This window comes from Proteus sp. fly-1067 (assembly GCF_040139345.1).
Classification (GTDB): Bacteria; Pseudomonadota; Gammaproteobacteria; order Enterobacterales; family Enterobacteriaceae; genus Proteus; species Proteus vulgaris_B.
The window spans coordinates 1-512 of the sequence record NZ_JBEEUL010000290.1 but is presented as its reverse complement, the minus strand read 5'-3'; the positions used below and the strand labels follow the sequence as shown (position 1 = coordinate 512).

Below are 512 nucleotides of genomic sequence, written 5' to 3'. Positions count from 1 at the left end.
CATGATGATATGGAAATGGCTAGGGCATTAGCCAGAGCAAAAGAGATTGCAGAATCGAATATGTATATCGATAGCACTCCTGGTATTGATCTTAACCATATCATCGCTGAATGTCGCAAGGTTAAACGAGCTAAAGGGCAAATAGGCTTAATAGCGATTGACTACCTGACTCTTATCAAAGCTGGGCAGGCTGAACGTCGTGATATTGCATATGGTGATATTACTACGGGGTTAAAAAATCTAGCAAAAGAAATGGATTGCGTTGTCCTGTTATTAACCCAACTTAACCGTAAATTGGAAGATAGAGCAGATAAACGACCAACACCCGCTGATAGCCGTGATACAGGGCAAATTGAGCAAGATTGTGATGTATGGATTGGTTTATATCGTGATGCTGTTTACAACGATAATGCTGATAAATCGCTAATGGAAATTCTTCTTAGATTGAACCGTGATGGAAATACTGGTACCGCTTATGCTCAGTTGGTGAATTCTTATATTAAAAATATTAG

General features: G+C 39.1%; 1 protein-coding gene. It reads left to right on the top strand.

Annotated elements, in window-relative coordinates:
• A partial coding sequence (locus ABN217_RS20460) for a DnaB-like helicase C-terminal domain-containing protein (protein WP_349460036.1) occupies nucleotides 1-512 on the top strand: 512 nt, incomplete at both ends.